This is a genomic window from Halalkalibacter wakoensis JCM 9140 (genome assembly GCF_000513095.1).
Taxonomy (GTDB): Bacteria; Bacillota; Bacilli; order Bacillales; family Bacillaceae_D; genus Halalkalibacter; species Halalkalibacter wakoensis.
This window is the reverse complement of sequence record NZ_BAUT01000136.1, coordinates 1-3,503: the sequence shown is the minus strand read 5'-3', so window position 1 is coordinate 3,503 and position 3,503 is coordinate 1. Positions and strand designations below refer to the sequence as shown.

Annotated in this window: 3 protein-coding genes; all 3 read left to right on the top strand. The window is 32.8% G+C overall.

Features of this window, described 5'->3' with window-relative positions; translation table 11 throughout:
- Window positions 1–421 precede the first annotated feature (421 nt).
- The 3 genes from JCM9140_RS21670 (at window position 422) to JCM9140_RS21660 (ending at window position 3,486) form a co-directional block, all read left to right on the top strand.
- A complete protein-coding gene (locus JCM9140_RS21670) occupies window positions 422–1,537 on the top strand; it encodes a CPBP family glutamic-type intramembrane protease (protein WP_034751681.1) in 1,116 nt (371 codons plus the stop codon).
- Window positions 1,538–1,708: 171 nt separating this feature from the next.
- Window positions 1,709–2,425, top strand: a complete 717-nt coding sequence (locus tag JCM9140_RS21665; protein ID WP_034751677.1) for a potassium channel family protein — start codon at window positions 1,709–1,711, stop codon at window positions 2,423–2,425.
- A 176-nt stretch (window positions 2,426–2,601) separates the two neighbouring features.
- Entirely contained in the window at window positions 2,602–3,486 is an 885-nt protein-coding gene (locus JCM9140_RS21660) for a V-type ATP synthase subunit I domain-containing protein (RefSeq protein ID WP_052002487.1), read from the top strand.
- Window positions 3,487–3,503: the final 17 nt, after the last annotated feature.

Genomic DNA, 3,503 nt, shown 5'->3' with positions numbered 1-3,503 from the left:
GTGATAACAACAAAGTTTTTAGTGTTCTTTTCATTCAAATGTCACCTCGTTTTTGTTTTAGTATGTGCCAGTTTCAAAAAAACATGTAGTAATAAAATGGTTCTTAAACGCAGTACTGTTAATGTGATTTGATCGTTTACGCGGCATGAATATGAGTATATTCATATTTCTAATGAAATTCAAAGAACATAGCCAAATCATAAGGCTTTTCTCATTGTAATGTTACGTAAGGACAAATCCATCGACATTTCAATTTTAGTATTGTATTGGTGTGAAAAAGATCGTTCTTAGCATGAAAAACTGAAATTATAATAGCTACAATTCTATTGGTTACTAGTTTAGGCATTATTTTGCAGGGATGTGGAGCCATTGCATGATGAACGAGTCTCATCACCATTAATGAGCAAAGGATGAGTTGCAAATGAGTTCATTTTTAAATCCTACACAATTCAGACAAATTTTCTTTGCATTTGGTATTCTGATTGCCTTGCAATTATTTGTTTTGAGTCAGGTTGAAATTCGTTATGATGAAATGTTCAATCTTAATTATCTTACTTTTTATTTGCTGTTTTATTTTTTTATGCAACTAATAAGAAGCAGAAAAGAAATGAACTCCTATCTGTTTCTTGCTATTCTTACGTTTTTTTATAGTTTATCGACCTTTTTAACCACTTTAACGAGCAAACATATGGCAGAGGGGGATTATGTTTTATTTTTCAGCTCAATTGGATTGATCCTTGTCTATTTTTTAGCATACTCACGAAATGAAAAGATTCCCCAAGTCATCATGATTTCAAATAGAAGTTCACTAGTAGGCTACATCTTTTTTTATTTTTTACTAGTGTATATTCTTGTTTTCTTTCTCAGTGAGATACATGCTTCCTTAGCGATCATGAGGAAAATGACGTTCAGTTTAATGGACACAAATGTTCTTGTTAATCTCTTCGTATTTGTTATTATGTTTCTGCTACTTACTTTTTTCACAAAGCAAGGTGTAGTGGAGATCTTGAGGAAAAGCAGCTTGCTAAGTAGAAGAAACTTCTATGAAGGTGGATTCTTTTTTCTTCTTGTCTTTTGTTTATTGCATCTTCACATTTGGTTTGTAACGTTTCGGACAAGTGAACCAATTGTATCTATTTTTACAACTGGGCAAGTATCTGTAAACGAGTGGCTTGGAATGTACATTGGTCAAATATTTGGAGTAGCATTACAAGAAGAATTCACTTTTCGCTTTGTTGTATTTTGGTCTTTATTCTATCTGATTAAAGCAAAAAAGAAATCGATTCGTTTAATAATTTCCCTTGTCATGACACAGCTCTTATTTGGGTTGTTTCACGTACCTATCTTAGGTGGTTTGGATTACAGTTTAACCGGATTGGTCTCGACACTAGGGCCTTATTTGCTGTCAGGGCTTCTGTTATCCTTTTTTTATTTATATACGAAAAACCTGTGGATTCCTATTTTTTACATGGACTTTGGAACACAGACTTACCGCTTTTTATCCCATTATACGATCAGCATCAAATCGCGCACCTGAACTTCAGTTATATCCTCATCATTTATGGATTAATTGTTGGAACGATAGTAGGGAGGCGAAGTGTTTGACCAGTGCTCCTAAAGGCTAAAGCTAGCAGCTTACTTTTACTAGATTCAGATCAATTAATTGGTTTATTATGGATATAATTAGAAATGAAAGAAAGGTGAAGAGATGAATCGTAATCTTGTATTAGTGTATGAATCAGTAATGGTCCTTTTAGCAATCGTTTCAGTCACTATGATTTGGTCTGATAACGAATCTCTTTATTTAATTGATCGTATTGTCTGGTTTATATTCTTGGTTGATGTCTCAATTCGTTTTTATAAAAGCAAAGGGAAGTGGGAATACATTAAAACACATCCCTTAGATTTCATTGCTATTATCCCTTTCGATGCCATATTCCAGTTAGCAAGGATAGCGCGGTTATTTAGGGCTATTAGACTTATTGCTATCGGAGCACACTTTTTGAAGCCGGTATTTGATATTGTTAGAACAAATGGATTGCATAAAGTCATTACGTGTACCGCAATCCTTATTTTTGTTTCAGCCATCCCGATTAAAACGATAGAGCCAAGCATGGAAAGTTATGCAGATGCACTTTGGTGGTCAATTGTGACAGCTACTACTGTTGGGTATGGTGATATTTCACCTGAGACGAATATTGGACGAGTTATAGCCTTAATTTTAATGATATTTGGAATTGGACTTATTGGGATGATTACGGGCTCAATAGCTACATATTTCTTATCTGGACAACAGAAAGAGCATGGGGCCATTGAGTTCATTAAGAGTGAACTGTCTCGTTATGAAGAACTTTCTGAGGAAGAATTTGAAAGGTTACTTGTATTAATGAATCAGTTAAGGAAAGAAAAGAAGAAGATTGGTTAACTTTTGAATTTAAGTAATCCTACTATAATTTTAAAGGTTGCCAACAACAAAATTTGAGGAATCCTTTGGACTAGTAAGAATGGGAATTCGTGAAAAATTTTCAAGCTACGAATGGATGTTTTGTGTGCTATAGTTTACTTAGATACAGATACTTACAGAAATTCAAGGAGGTAACAATGTTTAAAAAAATTAAAGAGCTATTTTCTCTTTCAAACTCGATTACCGACAAAGAAGTTAAATTAAAATTATTAAATGAAGAATTAGATAAAAAAGAACAAATGAAGGCTGAAGTCATTGCTCAAGCTAAGAAAGATGCAGAAAAGGAGTACAGCCAGTTAGCTAATAAAACTGAGAGCAAAGCTAATGAATTAAAACAAACTGAAGAGACGTTGATTTTGAAAACGAAGGAACTAGAAAGACTTGAAAAGGGCATTAAAAAGGTTAAAACGGAAAGCGTAGGAATTAAGCAACTCATTGATAAATTTCCAGATGCTGTTGACTTTAACCAAATTGAGAAAGAACTTTCAATTTTAGAAGAAGCGCTTGGGGACGGAGTACTAAATAACCTTGTTGAATTAAACTTACATCACAACGATTCTAAATTATTACGTAAAGAAATGTCTACGAATAATAGAGAGATAACAAAACTTCTTAAAACGTATGAAGCTCGTTATTCAACAAAAGCAAATAAAACCATTTATCACTTAATGGTCATTGGTTTGAAGGCGGAGCTTCAAAATATTTTATATAAATTAAAATATACCAACCTTGATAAGTCACAGGAAGATGCTAAGGCGTTAATCAATAAATATTTGACCATATGTGGAGATGGAAATGCTAACATCCTACCAACAATCACTAGGTTTTTATCTGAACTAGATCCGCTTTTCCAAAATGCAATACAGATTGAATATAAATATTATATTCAAAAAGAAAAGGAAAAAGAGGAACAACGACGTATTAAAGAACAAATGAAATTAGAAGCAGAAGAAAGAAAGATGCTTGAAGAAGAGAAAAAGAAGATTGAAAAAGAAGAAGAAAAATATAAAGCCGAAGATTGAAAAAAATAATAAACTTT